The organism is Streptomyces sp. NPDC088252, assembly GCF_044740965.1.
In the GTDB taxonomy this organism is placed as follows: domain Bacteria; phylum Actinomycetota; class Actinomycetes; order Streptomycetales; family Streptomycetaceae; genus Streptomyces.
The window spans coordinates 80,390-99,434 of sequence record NZ_JBIURS010000013.1 but is presented as its reverse complement, the minus strand read 5'-3'; the positions used below and the strand labels follow the sequence as shown (position 1 = coordinate 99,434).

18 protein-coding genes are annotated in these 19,045 nt (G+C 70.1%); 11 read left to right on the top strand and 7 right to left on the bottom strand.

The features are described 5' to 3' along the window. Nucleotides 1–558 (bottom strand): hypothetical protein (locus ACIOHC_RS25755; protein WP_401844164.1); only part of this gene is annotated, 558 nt, incomplete at its 3' end. A gap of 820 nt (nucleotides 559–1,378) precedes the next feature. Here ACIOHC_RS25755 and ACIOHC_RS25750 point away from each other — a divergent pair. Next, the gene (locus ACIOHC_RS25750; protein ID WP_365694486.1) at nucleotides 1,379–1,750 is read left to right on the top strand and encodes a hypothetical protein; all 372 of its coding nucleotides are present in this window, start codon (nucleotides 1,379–1,381) and stop codon (nucleotides 1,748–1,750) included. Between the two features lie 529 nt (nucleotides 1,751–2,279). Here ACIOHC_RS25750 and ACIOHC_RS25745 read toward each other — a convergent pair. Further along, nucleotides 2,280–2,549, bottom strand: coding sequence for a hypothetical protein (locus ACIOHC_RS25745; protein WP_351082797.1), 270 nt, complete (start codon nucleotides 2,547–2,549; stop codon nucleotides 2,280–2,282). A 120-nt stretch (nucleotides 2,550–2,669) separates the two neighbouring features. Between ACIOHC_RS25745 and ACIOHC_RS25740 the strand changes: the two genes are divergently transcribed. Further along, nucleotides 2,670–3,029: an arsenate reductase family protein gene (locus ACIOHC_RS25740; RefSeq protein WP_351082799.1), complete on the top strand. Its 360-nt coding sequence runs from the start codon at nucleotides 2,670–2,672 to the stop codon at nucleotides 3,027–3,029. 27 nt (nucleotides 3,030–3,056) lie between these two features. Here the strand turns inward: ACIOHC_RS25740 and ACIOHC_RS25735 are convergent, their stop codons facing one another. Continuing rightward, nucleotides 3,057–3,923: an alpha/beta hydrolase gene (locus tag ACIOHC_RS25735; RefSeq protein WP_365694484.1), complete on the bottom strand. Its 867-nt coding sequence runs from the start codon at nucleotides 3,921–3,923 to the stop codon at nucleotides 3,057–3,059. Between the two features lie 82 nt (nucleotides 3,924–4,005). Between ACIOHC_RS25735 and ACIOHC_RS25730 the strand changes: the two genes are divergently transcribed. Further along, on the top strand, nucleotides 4,006–4,497 hold the full coding sequence (locus ACIOHC_RS25730; RefSeq protein ID WP_365694482.1) for a MarR family winged helix-turn-helix transcriptional regulator: 492 nt from the start codon (nucleotides 4,006–4,008) through the stop codon (nucleotides 4,495–4,497). A gap of 113 nt (nucleotides 4,498–4,610) precedes the next feature. Here the strand turns inward: ACIOHC_RS25730 and ACIOHC_RS25725 are convergent, their stop codons facing one another. Further along, nucleotides 4,611–5,522 (bottom strand): Gfo/Idh/MocA family oxidoreductase, encoded by a 912-nt coding sequence (locus ACIOHC_RS25725; protein WP_351082805.1) that lies wholly within the window; start codon nucleotides 5,520–5,522, stop codon nucleotides 4,611–4,613. 208 nt (nucleotides 5,523–5,730) lie between these two features. Here ACIOHC_RS25725 and ACIOHC_RS25720 point away from each other — a divergent pair, with 208 nt between their 5' ends. The 4 genes from ACIOHC_RS25720 to ACIOHC_RS25705 all read left to right on the top strand — a co-directional run bounded on the left by ACIOHC_RS25720 (nucleotide 5,731) and on the right by ACIOHC_RS25705 (nucleotide 10,504). Continuing rightward, entirely contained in the window at nucleotides 5,731–7,218 is a 1,488-nt protein-coding gene (locus ACIOHC_RS25720; protein ID WP_365694480.1) for a hypothetical protein, read from the top strand. Further along, on the top strand, nucleotides 7,215–8,351 hold the full coding sequence (locus ACIOHC_RS25715; protein ID WP_351082809.1) for an ARPP-2 domain-containing protein: 1,137 nt from the start codon (nucleotides 7,215–7,217) through the stop codon (nucleotides 8,349–8,351). Before ACIOHC_RS25720 ends, ACIOHC_RS25715 begins: the two co-directional genes overlap by 4 nt. 120 nt (nucleotides 8,352–8,471) lie before the next feature. Next, the gene (gene glnII / locus ACIOHC_RS25710; RefSeq protein ID WP_351082811.1) at nucleotides 8,472–9,515 is read left to right on the top strand and encodes a glutamine synthetase; all 1,044 of its coding nucleotides are present in this window, start codon (nucleotides 8,472–8,474) and stop codon (nucleotides 9,513–9,515) included. 368 nt (nucleotides 9,516–9,883) lie between these two features. Next, nucleotides 9,884–10,504 carry a winged helix-turn-helix domain-containing protein gene (locus ACIOHC_RS25705; protein WP_351082813.1) on the top strand — a complete coding sequence of 207 codons (621 nt, stop codon included), beginning with the start codon at nucleotides 9,884–9,886 and terminating at the stop codon, nucleotides 10,502–10,504. A 50-nt stretch (nucleotides 10,505–10,554) separates the two neighbouring features. Here ACIOHC_RS25705 and ACIOHC_RS25700 read toward each other — a convergent pair whose 3' ends face one another. Continuing rightward, complete coding sequence (locus ACIOHC_RS25700) at nucleotides 10,555–10,767, bottom strand: hypothetical protein (protein ID WP_351082815.1); 213 nt, start codon at nucleotides 10,765–10,767, stop codon at nucleotides 10,555–10,557. Nucleotides 10,768–10,899: 132 nt separating this feature from the next. Here ACIOHC_RS25700 and ACIOHC_RS25695 point away from each other — a divergent pair, with 132 nt between their 5' ends. Both ACIOHC_RS25695 and ACIOHC_RS25690 read left to right on the top strand, forming a co-directional pair. Further along, nucleotides 10,900–11,880, top strand: coding sequence for a hypothetical protein (locus ACIOHC_RS25695; protein ID WP_401844158.1), 981 nt, complete (start codon nucleotides 10,900–10,902; stop codon nucleotides 11,878–11,880). Between the two features lie 885 nt (nucleotides 11,881–12,765). Then, nucleotides 12,766–13,182, top strand: a complete 417-nt coding sequence (locus tag ACIOHC_RS25690) for a hypothetical protein (RefSeq protein WP_401844157.1) — start codon at nucleotides 12,766–12,768, stop codon at nucleotides 13,180–13,182. Nucleotides 13,183–13,521: 339 nt separating this feature from the next. Here the strand turns inward: ACIOHC_RS25690 and ACIOHC_RS25685 are convergent, their stop codons facing one another. Together ACIOHC_RS25685 and ACIOHC_RS25680 are read right to left on the bottom strand one after the other, a co-directional pair. Continuing rightward, complete coding sequence (locus ACIOHC_RS25685) at nucleotides 13,522–14,247, bottom strand: BTAD domain-containing putative transcriptional regulator (RefSeq protein WP_351082822.1); 726 nt, start codon at nucleotides 14,245–14,247, stop codon at nucleotides 13,522–13,524. 450 nt (nucleotides 14,248–14,697) lie between these two features. Continuing rightward, nucleotides 14,698–16,842 carry an MMPL family transporter gene (locus ACIOHC_RS25680; RefSeq protein ID WP_351082824.1) on the bottom strand — a complete coding sequence of 715 codons (2,145 nt, stop codon included), beginning with the start codon at nucleotides 16,840–16,842 and terminating at the stop codon, nucleotides 14,698–14,700. Between the two features lie 269 nt (nucleotides 16,843–17,111). Between ACIOHC_RS25680 and ACIOHC_RS25675 the strand changes: the two genes are divergently transcribed. Together ACIOHC_RS25675 and ACIOHC_RS25670 are read left to right on the top strand one after the other, a co-directional pair. Beyond that, nucleotides 17,112–18,380, top strand: a complete 1,269-nt coding sequence (locus ACIOHC_RS25675) for a sensor histidine kinase (protein WP_401844154.1) — start codon at nucleotides 17,112–17,114, stop codon at nucleotides 18,378–18,380. Then, the gene (locus tag ACIOHC_RS25670) at nucleotides 18,365–19,012 is read left to right on the top strand and encodes a response regulator transcription factor (protein WP_351082828.1); all 648 of its coding nucleotides are present in this window, start codon (nucleotides 18,365–18,367) and stop codon (nucleotides 19,010–19,012) included. The genes ACIOHC_RS25675 and ACIOHC_RS25670 overlap by 16 nt, the downstream gene beginning before the upstream one ends. The last annotated feature ends 33 nt before the right edge of the window (nucleotides 19,013–19,045 follow it).

Below are 19,045 nucleotides of genomic sequence, written 5' to 3'. Positions count from 1 at the left end.
CGCAGTCGTCCCGCCACCGGTCGTCGGCGCAGTCGTCCCGCCACCGGTCGTCGGCGCAGTCGTCCCGCCACCGGTCGTCGGCGCAGTCGTCCCGCCACCGGTCGTCGGCGCAGTCGTCCCGCCGACCGTGTTACCGCCGCCGACCGTATTACCACTCCCCGCGATGACGGAGCCACCGATGGTGGAACCGATGATCTGGTTCAGGTTGTTGGTTGTCTGATTGACGACTTGGTTTATCACCGTCTGCGACAGGCCAAGGCTTCTCCCCGCGGCCTGTGCCGCCGCTACGCCCTGCGCCCTCGCCTCTTGCGGGGAAGCGCCCCTGCTCCTCGCCGCTTGTGCCGCGTTCGTTCCGGCAGCTGCGGCAGCGGCTGCACCTGCACCTGCTCCTGCCGATGTCGCTGAACCCCCTCCGGTGCAGGCCACAGGGCCTATGGAGAAGCTGCCCGCGCCCGTTACGGCGGTCGGTCCGATACGACCGTCAGGAGAAGATCGCACCATCATTCCCCCAGGGGAGACGGTGAACGTCCCGTTGGGACCGAAGTTCTCTCCCGTCAAGGTGCTTCCTACCACCCGACACGCCTGGGCCGGGGCAGCGGAAGCAGGTGCGGCAGTGGTCGCAGCCAGTCCTCCGACGAGCGCGACTGTTGCGGCGGAACTCAGGACGACGTTTCCTCTCACGGTTTTCTCCTTTTCGGCACTGTGCTTGCTTGCTGTTCCCGTCACCGTCGTGAGCGGCGGCCACAGCCACGGCGTGGCTCCGGCGTGACGCTGGCGTAGTGACGGAACTGGGCAGCAGCAACTCCGAGCGGAATCCCGGAATCCCTCCTCGAACAGCTTGCGCGTCCTCTTTGAAATTGTCGCGCCGAAATCTTTTTTCGTATTCAACCAGCCATGACTGGGGAGTTGACTCCGGCGACCGTCCGCTGGGCACCGGCACGGTGTGCGCGGGAAGAACCGAAGAACAGGAGAAGGATGAGAAAATGTACGCGAAGGCACTTCGCCGGGCGGAACAAGTGCCGTACGAGGCGCAACCCGGAGAATGTGACCCAGCTGAACGAGACGGGCCAGCAGCAGACCGGACCGAACGCTACGATGATTGTCGACGCCCGGTCCCAGTTCTACGAGAACCGTCCCCGTTGAGCCATGACGCCGGGGCCACCGAAGCCTAAGGGCCGTCCCGTATCCCCTGGCGGGCGCGCGACGACAGCTACGGCACCTCGCCGCATTGTCGGAACGTCCGCATACATCCAGCATGCGGACGCCCCTCCGCCTTGCGATGCACCGCATCCGACGCCGCGCGCTGATCCACCGGGGATTACGGGACCCCTTAGGCGCGCTGATGGGACATTCCAGTTCACTCCGAGCCTTTGGGCTGATGAACATGAAGAAGACAACCTTGCGGAACACCGGTGTCGCAGCGGCGGCCTCCTTCTTGGCGGCCGGCATATTGGGCACATCAGCAAGTGAATCCGTTGCCTCACCGAATAATTCCCAGGTCGCATCGTCGGCACTCAAGTGCTACACGGCCATTAACAATCCGAACAAGACCGTTTGCTACCGGGTTTCGCAGCGGGCTCTGAATACGGGCAGTCGGATTGTATTCTTCCCCTTCCTTATTCAGGTGCCCACGCCTTCGAATCCGCCAACTCCGGCCGTCGTGAATGCTTTGCCGCCGCCCCCGCCGGATCTGCCTCCAGGGGATTCCTCCAACGGCACCGGACAGTCGTTCCAGCCACCAGCCGGCTGAGACCGTCCTCACCGGGGACCGTCGGGCTCCCGGCAGACCGTGGACCCGGCGCACCCCGGAGCCTGAGGGCTGTCCCGTAATCCCTGGCGGGCCGAGCAGCGCTGTTGTGGTGCGACCGGTGCCGCAGGGCGGTTGCCCACGGACCTCGCGCGACTTTCCTCCTCATCGCGCCTCCCGGCACCGGCCCATCCCCTCAGTCGAACCGGCCCATCCTCTCAGTCAAAGGGACGGCGGCCGGGGCCGCATGCCGTGTGCGCCGGACGGGTGAGGTCCGGAGCGGCAGTGGCACTCGGGGAACGGTTGCCCTCTGGAGTTGCGGCGTCCCGGGAGCCTGCGTCGTGACGGTGGACGGGCGGGACCGCCCGGACGGGCCTCGGCGTCCGGGGGCCGTGCCGCTGCCACCTGCAGGGGGCCGATCCGGGTGCGGTCGTACGTGCCTGCGCCCCCGGGGATTCCGAGGGCACAGGCTTACGGCCTGGTGCACGACAGCGAGTGGATCAGGCCGTCAGGGTGTGCGAGCAGTCGATCGTCAGCGGCCGTATCGGATCAGGGCGCGGACCATGCGGCAGGTCGTGTCGGACGGCGGGTGGATGCCGATGCGCTCGGCGATCGTGTGTATCTTTTCGTTGGTCGCGGTCGACGGGTAGTAGACGCCCGTGTCGAGCAGGGCGATCGCCAGGCGCATGGCCTTCAGGCGGCGGTTGTGGGTGACGTACCACTCGCGGGGCCGGCCCGCGGGGAGCGGCTTCTTCCGCAGCGGCTTGTGGAGCGGCTCGGTCGTGACTACGGCAACGGCCATGTGCAACCTCCTGGCACGGTCGTGGAACCCTCACGAACTCCCTCTATTTTACGGCCCACCACTGACAATCGTCGCTGGCCGGCGGGGCTTTCGGAACGTCATTCCCGTACCGTTGGCCCCATGGAGATCTGGATCAATCCCGCCTGTTCGAAGTGCCGCGGCGCGGTGGAACTGCTCGACGCGGAGGGTGCCGAGTACACCGTCCGCCGCTACCTGGAGGACGTGCCTTCGCCGGACGAGATCCGGGCGGTGCTCGGCCGGCTCGGGCTGGAGCCGTGGGACATCACGCGGACGCAGGAGGCGGGGGCGAAGGAACTCGGGCTCAAGGAGTGGCCGCGCGAAGCCGGTTCACGAGAGCGGTGGATCTCGGCGCTCGCCGGGCATCCGAAGCTGATCCAGCGGCCGATCATCACGGCCGACGACGGGACCGCCGTCGTGGCACGCACGGACGAGGCGGTACGGGACGCCATGAAGCGCTGAACGTGTCGCAGGGCGGGAGCGGCCGGGTCATCGCAGGCTCTCGGCCCTCAGGAAGTCCTCCATCCTGCTGTTCAGTTCGGTGGCCGCCGGCTCGTGCAGCGGCAGGGTGTGGTGTGTCGCGCCGGGGATCACCGCCGTCCGCGCGTGCGGGAGCAGCCGGGCCGCCGCGGCGGCGACGCGGGCCGCGTCATGGGCCCGGCTGCGTTCGGCGAGCAGGATCAGGGTCGGCACGTCCAGTCCGCCCAGGGACCCGGGTGCGGGGCGGGGTCCGGTGACGGGGCGGGCGGACGGGAAGGCGGCTGCCGCGCAGCGCAGTTGCAGCCACACCGGGTCGAGTTCGGCATGACCCGTCTCCCACTCCAGGAAGGCGCGCGTCCGTTTCGCACCGGGGCGGAGCAGCATCGGCAGCGCGTGCAGCAGATAGCCGGGGCGGAAACCGGAGAAGCACTGGGTCGGGTCGAGGAGGATCAGTTTCCGGACGCGGTGGGGCGGCGCGTGCAGCGCATGGTGGAGGGCGATCCAGGCCCCGTACGAATGCCCGCACAGTGCGCTCCCGTCGGCGTTCAGGCCGTCCAGCACCGCGTCGAGCCACGTCGTCAGGTCCTCCGCCGTACGGATCGGGCGCGTTCCCGCGACGCTGCGGCCGGGGTCACCGACGAGGTCGACGGCGTGGACGCGATGGGTTCGGCCCAGATGGGCGGCCTGGGCGTACCAGACGGTGGAGGTACAACCACCGCCGGCCAGCAGCACCAGGGGCGGGGCACCCTCGGAGCCGTAACTGTTGACGTGGGTGGTGCCGTACGGGGTGGGGACCCGGGTGCCGCGGGTGCCCGTCGGCCACCTGGCCGCCAGGACCTCGTCGTACGCGTCGAGGAATGACGCAGCGGTGGTCATGTGATGCCTCCCCGGTCGGATACCGACGATATTATCTCGCTCAGCGAGACAATAAAGGTGATCGGAGAAAGGAGGCGCCTGAGTGACCGCCCAGGGGCCCGAGCTGGAGATCGTCCATCTGCTGCGCAAGGTGACGGTCGAATTCGGCCTGCGCCAGGCCGAATTCGCCACCCGGCACGGCATGCATCCCACCGATGTGCGGGCCCTGATCTGCCTGCTGGACGCCGGGCGGGCCGGCACGGACGCGACGGCCGGGTGGCTCGGTGCACAGCTCGGACTCAACTCCGCGGGCACCACGTCACTCATCGACCGCCTGGAACGTCTGGGCCACCTCGACCGCGCCCGTGACCCGCGGGACCGGCGACGGGTCCTGCTGAGCGTGACGCCACGTGCCGTGGAGCTGGGCCGGTCCTTCTTCGGGCCGCTGATCGACGACACGGTGGCAGTGCTGCGCACATTCGACGAGAGCGAGACGGTCGCGGTCCGACGCTTCCTGCACACCGCTCACCGGGCCGTCGCACCCCCTCCCCCGTCCGGGCGGGATGCTGACGGGGCGGCCGGAACGGATGGATAGTTCCTCGTGCGCAGGGACACGCCCGCCGCCGCCCCATGTCCCGCTCCCGTTACGGCCTGGTGCACGATGGAGAGTGGACGCCGGGAGCCCGCTCGCTGTCGTGCACCAGGCCGTTACTTCCCCGCCTGCCCCTCCGCCTCGGCCAGCAGCTCCGTCAGACGCAGGCCGAACCGTACGTCGCAGGGGTGCGGCTCGCCCGTGCGCACCGAGTCGATCAGGGCGTCCACCGCTGACCGGAAGGAGCCGACCGGATCGCTCCACCGCGGCAGTGCGACGGTTCCTTCTTCGCCCCTGATCTCGATCTCCGCGCCCACCGCGCCGACCGGGGCGCCCAGCGCGAGCGTCACCGTGCTGGAGGCGCCGGAGGTGTGGCGGAGGATCAGGTGCGTGGTGTCGGACGGACCACGGGCCGCGGTCAGTTGTGTGACGTCGCCCAGGATGGGGATGAGGACCGACAGGACGTGCGGGCCGACGTCCCACAGACCGCCCTTCTCGCGGCGCCAGGGCGAGGCCGCGTACTCACTGGTCGCGCCGGGGGCGAACAGCGCCCCGATCCACTCGGCGCGAGCGGTGAACCAGCCGTCCACGGCGGCCTGTTCGGTGATCCAGTCGGATGTCTCGGCCGCGAAGCGCAGGGTGCAGAAGACGATGGACGCGGCCCCCGTGTGCTCCGTGGCCCGGGCGACCTCGCGGGCTGCCGCCACGGTGGTCGCGACCGGCTTGTCCAGCAGCAGATGACGGCCGGTGGCGGCGGCGCGGGCGGCGAGCGGGGCCTGGACGTCCGGCGGCACGGCGAACGCGATCGCGTCGCTGGCCGCGAAGAGCTCGTCGATGCCCGCATCGCCGGTGTACGGCGTGGTGCCGTGGGCGGCGGCCAGCGCGTTCGCGGCTTCGGGCCGTCGGCCCCACACGCCGCTCAGAGCGACGCCGGGGTGGGCTGCGAGGGCGGGGGCCTGGGTGTTCCGGGCCCAGGGGCCCGCACCGACGAGGCCGATACGCAACGGGGTCGGGGGAAGTGTCGTCATGGGGCAAGTCTGCCGGGTTCGCCGGACCGCTCCCGTATTGAACTGGCGCCGAGTGGACTTCCTGGCTACGTTTGCGGTGCCGGCCGCGGGACTCCGGCGCGACTTCCGGGACTTGCCTCTGAAGCACTGATTTCGCTGTTCGCGCCCCCAATCCCCGGCCGGCGTTCCGCCCCTTCGCACCGGGGCGCGCGACACCACGGGGGAAACCATGACGACCAGCGGCGAGACCGCGCGCGCCGGGGCCGGTTCCGACCTCGTCGCCGCCGAGGACGTGCTCCTCTTCGTCAACGCGGCGATCACCGCGACCGGACAGCGCGAGTTCCGTACGACCGCGTATCAGCAGCAACTCTCGCTGGACTTCCTCCATGAGTACGTACGGGTCAACTATCGCCGCGTGTACGCCGCCGCGCTCGCCCTCGACATCAACGACCACAACGCCGCGCGCATCGTCCAGGGGCTGCTGGAGACCGCCGCCGACGCGACCGCCGAGGAGAAGGGCACCGAGGGCCGGCTGATCGCCGCCCGACTGGCGAAGCTGCCGCCGCAGCGCGTCTACCGGCTGTTCCGCGCGCTGCGCGGGGCGAAGGTGAACAACCGGCGGACCCGCGCGATCATGCGCGACTGGCTGGCCGCCCGGCCGGACTGGGCACACGACGCGGTGAAGTACCGCTCCGGCCTGAAGACGGCCGCGCGCCATGTCCACCTTCGGTTCGACGGGCCGGACGGGCCGGACGAGCTAGGGGACTTCCTGTTCCGGCCGGGGCGTCGGCCGCGCTACCGGCACCGGCTGCTCGACGCGTGGCGGCGCGCCCACTACGAGCAGGGGGCCGTCGACGAGCTGCCCTTCACCGTCGCGGAGGGCTTCGCCGCCCGGCACGGGATGAAGCGCGAGGTGTTCCTTGAGCGGGCGGTGCCGAGGATGACCCGGCTGGAGCGGCTGCGGAGCCTGGGGCAGCGCACGGCCGGGGACGAGGCTCCGCTGCCCCAGGGCGTCGACCTGACCGTGATGCCGCTGACCCGGCTCGCCCTGTACGTCCTGTCGCTCGGCTTCGGGGCGCGCCGGCTCCACCGCGAGGAGCTGACCCATGCCCTGCGGGCCGCCGCCCGCCGCGCGGCGGGACCGCATGCCGGGAGCTGGGGCCGGGTCGCCGCCGTACTGGACGACAGCTACTCGTCGTCCGGATCGGGCGAGAAGCGGCGCCGCCCGCTCGCCGTGGCGCTGGCCTGCCACTTCCTGCTGGAGGCGCTGGCCGCGCCTGGGGCGTACACCGCGCTGTGGACCTCGGGCGGCACCGATCCGCTGCTGGCCAGGCCCTGGGGACCGACCCCACTCGGCATCCGGGTACTGGACGCCCTGGAGCACGGTCCGGACCGGCTGGTCATCGTCTCGGACGGCTGGGACAACGCGCCGCCCGGACTCGCGGGCGAGGTGCTGCGGGTGTGGCGGACCCGGCTCGACCCGGACCGTCGCACGGCGGTGGTGCATGTGAACCCCGTATACGACGCGGACGGATTCGACGTGCGTCACCTCGCACCGGGCGTCCCCACCGCCGGTATCCGGGACGCGGAGGATCTGCCCGCGCTGGTGGAGATCGCGCAGTTCGCCGAGGGACGTACGGGAACGGCGGCCCTGTACGCCTACCTGGACCGCCAGGTCGCACGTTTCACCGGTGAGCAGAGAGGGGCAGCGGCGTGAACAGGCTCGAACTGTCCGGGCTCGCCGCTCGCCCCGCGCAGGTGTGGGGCGGCATCCGTCTGGTGCCGCTGGTGCGTGAGCAGCCGGTCGAGGGGCTCCGGCTGCACCGGGTGCTCCACACGGGGTACGGGAACGGCGTCGTGGACGTCGGTCCGCGCACGCGCTACACCTCGTACATCCCGCACGGCTTCGTCGCCGACTGGTCCGGCGAGGGCGCACAGTCCGCCGCGTACGGTACGCAGCTCGGCGCCGGACCCGGCGCCCCGGCCGGGAACCCGCCGCCCCGGACCGCCCGGCTCCAGCGCCACCACCATCGGATGGCCAAGCGGCAGCCGGGCGACCGGCTGCGCTTCCTGCCGTTGCACCTCGCGCTGGAGGGCTATCTCGCCCTGCACTTCGGTGGCCCCGTCGTCGCCTGGGAGGAGTGGTCGCGCCAGGCGCTGCGCGACGGGCTCTCGCCGCGCGCCGAGGACGCGTACCTGGGGTGGTCGGTGCGCGGGCTCGGTGACGCACTGCGGGCCTTCGAGATCCATCCCGGCCAGTGCGGGGTGATGGTGTACGCGGCCGACGCGCTCGCCGCCGCCTTCGTGACGCCGCATCCGGACGACTACCGCCTGCTGCACCCTTCGCTGATCGAGGATCTGTACGGGGAACTGGTCCACCAGTACGCGCTGTACGGTGCGCCCGTCCCGGAGTTCGCGGCGCGTATTCCCGACGGTCCGCGGCTGGGAACGCTCGCCGGTCTGCGGGCGGCGGCGCTGGCGCAGGAACGGGAGTGGGCCGAGGCGCACGACACGCTGTTCGCGCGAGAGCTGCTGGACACCTCGTACACCTTCGACCGGGTGTACCGGATGGGTTCGTTCACGCTGTGGCGGCTCCTGCCTCCGTTCCTCCGTACCGGGGAGGGCCGCCACATCGGCGAGACGATCACCGACCACAAGGGGCAGGTCGCGTATCTGAAGACGTTCCGGCTGTCCGAGGCCCAGATCAGGCGTGGACATCTGCTGCACCGGCTCTCCGACGCCGACTGGCGGCTCGCGCGGGCGGCCGAGGCGCTGGGCACCAGTGAGGAAGAACTGGTGCGCCGGATCCGCGCCGCCGGTTTCGAGACCCTGCTCAGAGCCCGCGCGTAACGCGGAAATCCTCGGTAACACGGGGTTCACACCCGGGCAACGGACGGGAAATCGCGTCTTGCGAAGCTGCGCTGCAGAGACCGGACCGCAGCACCGCAACACCCGCGAAGGATGGCTTCCGTGACGTTCAAGGCTGAGTACATCTGGATCGACGGCACCGAGCCGACCGCCAAGCTCCGTTCGAAGACGAAGATCATGGCCGGGAGTCCGTCGCAGGATGTGGCGGGGCTGCCGATCTGGGGCTTCGACGGTTCGAGCACCAACCAGGCCGAGGGCCACGCCTCCGACCGGGTGCTGAAGCCGGTCTTCACGTGTCCGGACCCGATCCGCGGCGGCGACGACATCCTCGTCCTGTGCGAGGTCCTCGACATCGACATGACGCCGCACGAGTCCAACACCCGTGCCGAGCTTCGTCCGACGGCCGAGCGGTTCGCCGGCCAGGAGCCGATCTTCGGCATCGAGCAGGAGTACACCTTCTTCGACGGCCACCGCCCGCTCGGCTTCCCCGAGGGCGGCTTCCCTGCCGCGCAGGGCGGCTACTACTGCGGGGTCGGTGCCGACGAGATCTTCGGCCGCGACATCGTCGAGAAGCACCTCGACAACTGCCTGAAGGCGGGCCTCGGCATCTCCGGCATCAACGCCGAAGTGATGCCCGGCCAGTGGGAGTTCCAGGTCGGCCCGCTGTCCCCGCTGGAGGTCTCCGACCAGCTGTGGGTCGCCCGCTGGCTGCTGTACCGCACCGCCGAGGACTTCGGCGTCTCCGCGACCCTCGACCCGAAGCCGGTCAAGGGCGACTGGAACGGAGCGGGTGCGCACACCAACTTCTCCACCAAGGCGATGCGCGAAGGACCCGAGGGCTATGCCGCGATCATCACCGCGTGCGAGTCGCTGGGCGAGGGCTCGAAGCCGATGGACCACGTCAAGAACTACGGCGCGGGCATCGACGACCGTCTGACCGGTCTGCACGAGACCGCTCCGTGGAACGAGTACAGCTACGGCGTCTCCGACCGAGGCGCCTCGGTCCGCATCCCGTGGCAGGTCGAGCAGGACCAGAAGGGCTACATCGAGGACCGCCGCCCGAACGCCAACGTCGACCCGTACGTCGTCACGCGGCTGATCGTCGACACCTGCTGCACCGCGCTGGAGAAGGCCGACCAGGTCTGATCCTCGACCGTCGTCAGCACGACGGGGCGTCCGACCGGCTGGTCGGACGCCCCGTCGGCTCCTCCGCCGCCCCGCCTCCCGAGCAGGTGAGGAACCTAACGCCAAGGGTCCGTATCGACGGCTGAGAGAGGCCTGCTGCGCCGTCACGTTCTCTGGTTCAATGGGGGCATGGCCAGCATCCAGCACACCTCGACAGGTCGCAGCGACCTCGAACCGTTCTGGCCGTCCCGTCAGCATCACGACTTCGACCGGGTGTGTTGCCGCGCGTTGAACGCGCAGGCCCTCTAAAGCCGCTCACCCCGGCCTTCGGTCCGCGCGCCAGTAAGTCCGTCCCTCGACGACTCCTTCGCGCGAAAGAGCTGACCCTCATGGCAAACACTGACACCTTCTCCGCCGCAGCCGCTGCCACCGCGGCGCCTCCGGCGACCGCTGCGGCCACCGCCTCCGCCCGCCCGCTCTCCCCCCACCGCCACCGGCTGCGCGCCGTCGCCCCCGACGAGGTCGTCCAGCTGGCCGATGTGGCTGAGTTCCTGCCGCCGGGTGCCACCTGGCTGCCCGCACCCCAGCACACCCTTCCGGCGCTGCCGGGCCGCCCGCCGATGATCGGCTACCTGGTGCTCGTACCGGCCGACCAGCAGCCGGCCGTCACCGCGGCCACCGCCGCGGCCGCCCAGTACGTGGTGCCGTCGCCGGTGAAGGACCCGGCCGCGGGTCCGGTGCGCATCGACCCCGTACAGCGCGTCGCCGCGGTCGACGGGAACACGCTCGACCTCACCTTCCTGGAGTTCGAGCTGCTCGCCCACCTCGTCGCGCACCCGCACCGGGTGCACACCCGCGATCAGTTGGTGACCACGGTCTGGGGCTACGGACATGTGGGCGATGGACGGACCGTGGACGTCCATGTCGCCCGGCTGCGCCGCAAGCTGGGCGCCGAGCACCGCCGGACGATCCAGACGGTGCGGCGCGTCGGCTACAAGTACGCCCCCTGAGGCCTGTCACCGTACGCAGCCAAGCACGGCGCTCGGTCGGATCCCTGCTCTCAGCTGCGCATATCGGGCGCCCGTGCCGAGCGGCAGCCGACTGGGCCGCCGCTCGGCACCTCCCCGGTGAGGTCGCGTGCCTCCAGGATCTCCTGCGTCTTCCTGCTGTTCTTCACACCGGCCGGTTTCGCCGACCGGAATCGGTTCGGGCCCCGGGAGACATGGCCGTCTTTAGGGAAGCCCTTGGCCAGCGCTGGGGCGCGAGTGGCCACCTGCGGGGAGTGTCCACAGGCTGCCGTCAGCTGAGCCCGGTCACGTCGGCGTCACGCCGCGGTGATGCCCGGCACCCCACGCTGGCTGATGCAGGCAAGCGCAAACCCGCTTTCGAACGCAAGGAATCCACCATGATGACAAGCATTCGGCAAGGAATTCCCCGCATCATCGGCGCGTCGTGCTTGGCCGCGGCCCTCGCGGGCGGCGTAGGCGCGACAAGCGCCGCAGCAGCGCCCCAGACCCCGCCAACGGCCCCGTCCGCAGTCTGCAATCGGTTCCAGCCACAGTTCTGCAACGGCAATGTCCTCCAGCAGGGCGCTCAGACCGGCCGGGGTGGCGGCAACGTCCTCCAGCAGGGCGCACAGACCGGCCGCGGTAACGGCAACGTCCTCCAGCAGGGCGCACAGACCGGCCGCGGTAACGGCAACGTCCTCCAGCAGGGCGCACAGACCGGCCGGGGTGGCGGCAACGTCCTCCAGCAGGGCGCTCAGACCGGTGGCAACGGCAACGTGCTGCAGCAGGGCGCTCAGACCGGCCGGGGTGGCGGCAACGTCCTCCAGCAGGGCGCTCAGACCGGCCGGGGTGGCGGCAACGTCCTCCAGCAGGGCGCACAGACCGGTGGCAACGGCAACGTCCTCCAGCAGGGCGCACAGACCGGCCGGGGTGGCGGCAACGTCCTCCAGCAAGGCGCACAGACCGGTGGCAACGGCAACGTCCTCCAGCAAGGTGCCCAGACCGGCCCCGGCAACGGCAACGTCCTCCAGCAGGGCGCACAGACCGGTGGCAACGGCAACGTCCTCCAGCAGGGCGCACAGACCGGTGGCAACGGCAACGTGCTGCAGCAAGGCGCCCAGACCGGCCCCGAGAACGGCAACGTGCTGCAGCAAGGCGCCCAGACCGGCCCCGAGAACGGCAACGTGCTGCAGCAAGGCGCCCAGACCGGCCCCGGCAACGGCAACGTCCTCCAGCAGGGCGCACAGACCGGCCCCGAGAACGGCAACGTCCTCCAGCAGGGCGCCCAGACCGGCCCCGAGAACGGCAACGTCCTCCAGCAGGGCGCCCAGACCGGCCCCGAGAACGGCAACGTCCTCCAGCAGGGCGCCCAGACGTGACCTCTGTCGCGAGCTGACCACGCCAGACCTACCGACCAGACTCGACAACGCGAACCCGCCACTGGGCAGTGGCGGGTTCGCCAATTCCGTGATAAGTCCGTCCCCTCGAACTGTGGGGGCGTTCCGATACAACCAGCTCCGCGGCGAGGCCGGTCCGGTACTCGCGTTGCCCTGATCCGGGCCTCGGCCCGGATCCCCGGCCGCCGGTGAAGGTATGACGGTGGACGTACTTGGCCTGAGAGCTCGTGACACGATCTTGTGGAAGCTGTTTGTCCTCTACAACGACATGGCCTGACAACTCCTGCCCGGGAGACGGGGTTCGGCTCGGGACGGACGTGCCGGCGCCGCCCGGACCGGCGGCAGAAGGCAGGAGTCTTCGACCGGCGGCACCGGCTCCTGCTCGCCAAGCTGAATGCGGCCGGCGAACTCGACTGGTCCCGGGCGTGCGTGGACGGTTCCCACATCCGTGCGAAGAAGGGGGCGCCGACACCGGTCCGTCGCCGGTCGACCGGCGGAAGGCGGGCAGCAAACAACCACCTGATCCGCGACGGACGCGACACCCCGCTCAAGGTCATCGCGACCGCGGCCAACGTCGACGACGTCACCCGGACCCTCGCTCCGGTCGAAGGGATCGCGCCCGTCGCGGGCTGCCCCGGCCGGCCCTGCCGCAGGCTCGAAGCCCTGCTCGGCGACAAGGGCTACGACATTCGACGGGTAGACCCCTCACCGACCTGCCCACATCATGAGACTGGCCACACGAAGGCGCCCTTGTCGCTGAAGATCACGCGGTGCCAGGGTTCAACCGCATCGGAACTCAGCAGGAGGAGGGGGAATGAAGAGAATCGCGTCGATAGTCGGTGGAATGGTGCTGGCAGCCTGCTCTTCATGTCCCCGTCCGCCGACGCAGCGTCGTACGGTTGCGCCGGCTCCGAGATCGATTCGTACGCCCTCAAGACCAGTGGCGGGGTGACGAACGGGACCATCCACCGGTTCCACGACTCGTCGTCGGGGAAGAACTGCGCGGTGGCCGTGGCGAGTTCGGCGGGAGGGTACGGCACGCCCACCCTGAAGATGGTGTGGCTGATGAAGTGCCCTGCCGGGTACAAGGCGTGGGCGCCGTGCGACGACGCCCACGACGCGTACATACAGGACCCTGCCGTGGGCAGCACGACGAAGTACTCCCAGTACGCGGGGCCCGTGTCGCTGAGCGCAGCCGGGCGGTGCGTCGCCGTCGGCGGGAGCATCACGTCCCCGAGCGGGACCAATGCCCATTACACGACCTATGCCACCCACTGCGGCTGAGCCCATCGCGCAGATTTCCGTACGTTCCGTAAGTCCATTTCCGATCCGCCTGCTACGGAACCTTTGGTTCTACGCCTGATACGCCTGATCAAGGGCTGTGTCGAACGCCCCGCTCAGCTGCGTCTCGTCGCGGGTGCACAGCCGGTGGGCCCGGACTGTGGCTGATCTCGCATGCAGTGGCAGCCCGGTGGTGATCGACCTGACGGTACCGCGCTCGTCCCGAAACAGACGCGCCATCACCCTCATCAGGAAGATCTCGCAGCACCCGACCCCGTTCAAGTACGCGGCTGTGCACGTCGGCTCGTACGCCGACGTGCACAGCCACTCACGCAGTCACAGCTACAGGGATCCGTTGCCGGGGCGCGACCGCTGCAGTTCGGACACGAGCCGGCGCAGCCGCGGTGTGGGCCGAAGCCCCAACTCGTCGTGGAGGTGCTGCTCGTAGCGTTCGAAGTCGCACAGCGCCTCGGACCGGTTGTCCTCCGCCAGGTGGGCACGGATCAGCGAAGCCTGGCTGCTCTCCCGCAGCGGATCCGCTTGAACGGCCGCACGGGCGGCCGTCACGGCTCCGGCGAACTCCTTCGTGTCGATGAAGACTCCCGTCAGTGCCTCAAGGGCGTGGAGTCGAAGTTGCCGCCATTGCTCGGCCTCCGGCAACATCCACTCGTCGTACCAGCCGGGCAGCAAGTCGACGGAGAGCTGGTCGACGGTCGCCGCGTTGAGGTCGAGCTCCTCGGCCGGGACATGGGGATCGAGTATGCGCTGGGCCAACGACCGGGCTCGGTACAGGTCGACGGTGGCTTCCCGCGCGAGACGCAGCTCGGCGGGGCAGATGTTCAGCGCTTGCTTCCCGAGGCCCTGCAGGCGTGACAGTGCCGACCGCAGGTTCGTGTTCGCACCCTGCTCGGATGCTTCGGGCCAAAGACTCCCGGCGACCAGAGCCCGGGGGACAGCAGCCCGGTAGTTGAGCGCGATGAACGCCAGAAGTCGCTTCGAGCCGACTGGGACGGTCACCGGTTCATCGCCGACCACGATGTCGAAACCGCCGAGAAGAGAGATGCTCACGGACGGCACGAGCCTGGTGGGTGGCGGAGAGAAAGCGAGATCATATGAACTCATGGCTTTGGGATCGCGTAGGGGTCGGTATACCCGGCGCCCGACGACCGGCCGCGCCGCCATTGCTGAGGGCCAGCGATCTTTACACCTCCCGCTTAGCCATGCTGCTCTACCCGCCGAGAGTTGTCGAATTGTCCCAATCGGGGCCCAGGAATGGCGCCCTCCGGCCACCTTCTGCAGATATGGCGCACGGGTCGAGCGTGCCGCGCAGCCCGCTCCCGCCGTTCGGGTGGCAGCCGGTGTGAGTGGCGTCCGCTGATGGCACCGCGGTGCACTGCACGGCACAAGTGCGCCAGGGTGGCCATCGCACCATTCGCCCCTTCTGTTGAACGTATAAACACTGTCGGCGGTATGTGCCGCAGCCGCCCCGGCCGGTGGTGAGCGGGCCGGGGCGGTCGGTCAGCCGCGCGTCCCGGACATCGCCAGTGCCTCGGGCGTACCCGTCTCCGGCTCGCCGTGCTCCAGGCCCGGCAGCCGGGCCAGCCCGCGCGGGGTCCGCCAGTTCCGCTCCCCCAGCAGGGCCATCACGGAGGGCAGCAGGACCATCCGTACGATCGTGGCGTCCAGCAGTACCGCGACGGCGAGGCCGACGCCCATCTGTTGCATGTCCTGCATCGACAGCGTCCCGAAGACCGCGAACACCGCGACCATGATCAGGGCGGCACCGGTCACCGCGCCCGCCGTCCGCCGGATGCCCTCGTCGATGGCGGCCCGGGTGCCCAGACCGCGGTCACGGGCCTCACGGATCCGGGAGACCACGAACACGTGGTAGTCCATGGAGAGTCCGAACAGGACGACCAGGACGAACAGCGGAATCCAGGCCTCGATCGCGCCGACGCCCTCCGAACCGATCAGCGAGGCCCCCCGGCCGTGCTGGAAGACGGCGACCATCACTCCGTACGCGGCGGCCACGGAGAGCAGGTTGAGCACGATCGAGGTCACGGCGATGACGTACGAGCGGAAGCAGAACAGCATCAGCAGGAAGGTCACGGCCGTGATGAAGACGAAGACCGGGACGATGCCGCGCTTCAGCTGGTCGTTGAAGTCCACGGACCCGGCGATCTCCCCGGTCACGTACACCTGGGCCCCCGTGCCGTCGAACGCGGCGGGCAACCGCTTCTCGCGCAGCTCGGAGAGGTCGGCCGCACCGCCGGGGAGCGGTACCTCGATCTCGGCGACGTTCTGCGCCGTGTGGACGGTGACCTTGTCGAAGCCGTCGAACGCCTTGCGCAGCGCGGGTGTCCCGATGTGGTCGGCCTTGACCACGACGCGTGCCGGGGCGGGGCCGCCGGGGAAGTTCTCGTTGATCTGCCGGTAGGCGACCGAGAGCTGCGAGTCGGAGCCGAACTGCTTCTCCAGGCCGAGCTGTTCGGTCTTCATGCCCAGGGCGGGCGCGGCGAGGGCGAGCAGTACGACGACCGAGGCCGCCGCGAAGATCTTCGGCCGCGACAGGACCGGCTTCAGCACCGTGCCGGCGAATCCGCCGCTGGTGCGTGCGCGCCGGTTCCCCAGCCGGTTCCCCCGGCCCCCGAGGAACGGCACCCGTCCCGCGTCGGTCCGGTCGCCCAGCCAGGACAGCAGTGCGGGAAGCACCGTCACCGAGCCCAGCATCGCGATGAAGACCACGATGATCGTGGCGAGCGCGAAGCCCTTGAACAGCATCAGCCCGGACAGGAACATGCCGGCCATCGCGACCATGACCGTGAGTCCGGAGACGAGCACGGCCCGGCCGCTGGTCGCCGCCGCGATCCGCAGGGCGGTTTCGGCATCGCGCCCCGCCGCCCGCTCGTCGCGCTCGCGCCGCAGGTAGAAGAGGCAGTAGTCGACGCCGACGGCGAAGCCCATCAGGAACATCACGGAGTACGTGGTCTGGAACAGGTGCAGTTGGTGGCTGGCGAGCGAGAGCAGTCCGAAGGCGGCCATGCAGGCGGTCAGTGCCAGCCCGACCGGGAGCAGCGCCGCGACGACCGCCCCGAAGGCGACCAGCAGAATGCCCAGGGCCAGGGGTACGGCGGTGAACTCGGCCTTCTTGAAGTCCTCGGACAGCAGGTCGCCGAGCCACTTCCCGGCGCTGGCCTCGCCGAACTGGTGGATGGTGACGCCGGGATGGTCCGCCCGGACGCCGGACACGGCGTCGAGCACGGGCTGCACCCTGTCCGGCGCCGTCGCCGCGTCCCCCTTCATGTCGAAGGTGATCAGCGCGTCCTTGCCGTCCTTGGAGGGGATCGGCCCCGCGACGTGCGTCACCTCGCCGGTCCTGTCGAGGGCCGCGGCGACCTCACGGGCGACTCCTCGCCAGTCGTCCGCCTTCGCGGTCGACACCATGACCAGCTCACCGGCCGGCTGCCCGAGCCCGGCGTCGTCGAGAATGCGCTCGGCCCGCGCCGAATCGCCCGCGGCGTTCTCCGCGTCGTCCATCTCGACCAGGCCGGATGCCCCGCCGATGGCCGTGGTGAGCACGACGAAGAGCAGCCAGCCGAGAATGGCGGTCCTGCGGTGGTGTGCGCTCCACCCACCGATGCGTGCCGCGAGGTTGCGCCTCATGGCGTGTTCGCCCCCAGAAGTCGGATCGAAGTCAATGGCAGCCGACGCCGGACGCGTCGCTGACGGACGCTGATGAATCTAGGAACGGCCGGCCGGCCGCCCCAGCCGTCGGGCACCCCTCTCACGGAGCCGTAGGGCGAAGGCGTCGGGGTGGTGCTGGGTACACCCCCGCCCGGGTGGCGAAACGGCTGCCCCCCGGGGAGCCGTCCGGGTGAGACTGTCCTCGGACGGGTCCGGCACGAGGGCCCGGCGAGGGGAGACGGACCGAGATGAACGCGATACGGACCCGGACACGGGGCGCGCTGCTGGCAGCCTGGCGGGGCGTCCTGGTGTCGATCGCCAGCCTGTTCGGGTCGATCACCCTCTTCGTGTGGGCCGTGCTCTCCATCGTCTTCATCCCGCTGGGCATCGGCCTGGTCACCACCCCCTACGTGCTGGAGCTGGTCCGCAAGCACGCCAACCGGCGCAGGCTGCTCGCGGTCACCTGGTGCGACATCCGTATCCCGGTCCCGTACCGGCCTTTCCCGAAGGATGTGCGCACCGGCTTCACCGGGCAGGTGGAGCGGACCACGCTGTTGCTGAAGGACCCGGCGACCTGGCGTGACATCCAGTGGCTGCTGGTCGACATGACCGCCGGCTACGTGGTGGCGGTCCTGGCCTCCGCGCTGCTGGTGTACCCGGTGGAGGGTTTCGTCCTGGCGGCCGGGTTGTGGCGGGTCTTCACCGACGACCGTTACTGGTACGCGTTCGTGCCGGTCGACAGCCAGGCGACGGGCCTTGCCGCCGCCGCGCTCGGCGTGGTGTTCTTCGCGACCGGTCTGCTGGTCGGCCGGCCGCTGCTGCGGCTGCACTTCGTGATCGCCCGCGCGATGCTGGCTCCCACCCAGGAGCAGGAGCTGGCCCGGCGCATCGACCGGCTGACCGAGACGCGGCACGAGGCCGTGGACACCGCCGCCTCCGAGCTGCGGCGCATCGAGCGGGACCTGCATGACGGGGCGCAGGCCCGGCTGGTCGCCATGGGAATGAACCTGGGCGCCGTGGAGGCGCTCATCGAGAAGGACCCGGAGCAGGCGAAGAAGCTCCTCGCCATGGCTCGCGAGTCGTCGGCCGAAGCCCTCACGGAGCTGCGCGATCTGGTCCGTGGCATCCACCCGCCGGTCCTCGCCGAGCGCGGACTGGGGGACGCGGTCAAGGCGTTGGCGCTGCGGCTGCCGATCGAGTCGGAGGTCCGGGTGGAGATGAACGGACGGGCGGACGCCGCGGTCGAGTCGGCGGCGTACTTCGCGGTGAGCGAGACGCTGACGAACACCGCCAAGCACTCGGGGGCCGACCGGGTCTGGGTGGACATCCATCACGCGGACGCCACACTGCGGGTCTCCGTCACGGACAACGGCAGGGGCGGTGCCGCGGTCGGATCCGGATCGGGTCTGAGCGGAATCGAACGCCGACTCGGTACATTCGACGGCATCATGGCCGTCAGCAGCCCCGCGGGCGGTCCCACCATGGTGACCATGGAGATCCCTTGCGAGTTGTCCTAGCCGAAGATCTCTTCCTGCTGCGCGACGGCCTGGTCCGGCTGCTGGAGGCGTACGACTTCGAGATCGCGGCAGCTGTGGAGACCGGGCCCGAACTGACCCGGGCCCTGGCCGAGTCGGCACCGGACGTCGCGGTCGTCGACGTCCGGCTTCCGCCGTCGCACACGGACGAGGGCCTGCAGTGTGCGCTGGCGGCCCGGCGGGCCAGGCCGGGGCTGCCGGTGCTCGTGCTCTCGCAGCACGTGGAGCAGTTGTACGCGCGCGAGCTGCTGGCGGACGGCAACGGCGGCATCGGCTATCTGCTCAAGGACCGGGTCTTCGACGCCGACCAGTTCATCGACGCGGTACGCAGGGTCGCCGCGGGCGGTACCGCGATGGACCCGCAGGTGATCTCGCAGCTGCTGTCGCGGCGCTCGCAGGACAAGCCGATGGGCGGGCTGACCCCGCGTGAGCTGGAGGTCATGGAGCTGATGGCGCAGGGCCGTTCGAACGCGGCGATCGCCTCGCAGATGGTGATCACGGAGCGGGCGGTGGCCAAGCACACCTCGAACATCTTCGGGAAGCTCGGTCTGCCGCCGTCCGACGACGACAACCGCCGCGTTCTCGCGGTGCTCGCCTATCTCGACCGGGGCTGAACCGAGCCCGCGGCCGGGGCCGCGCAGCCCTCG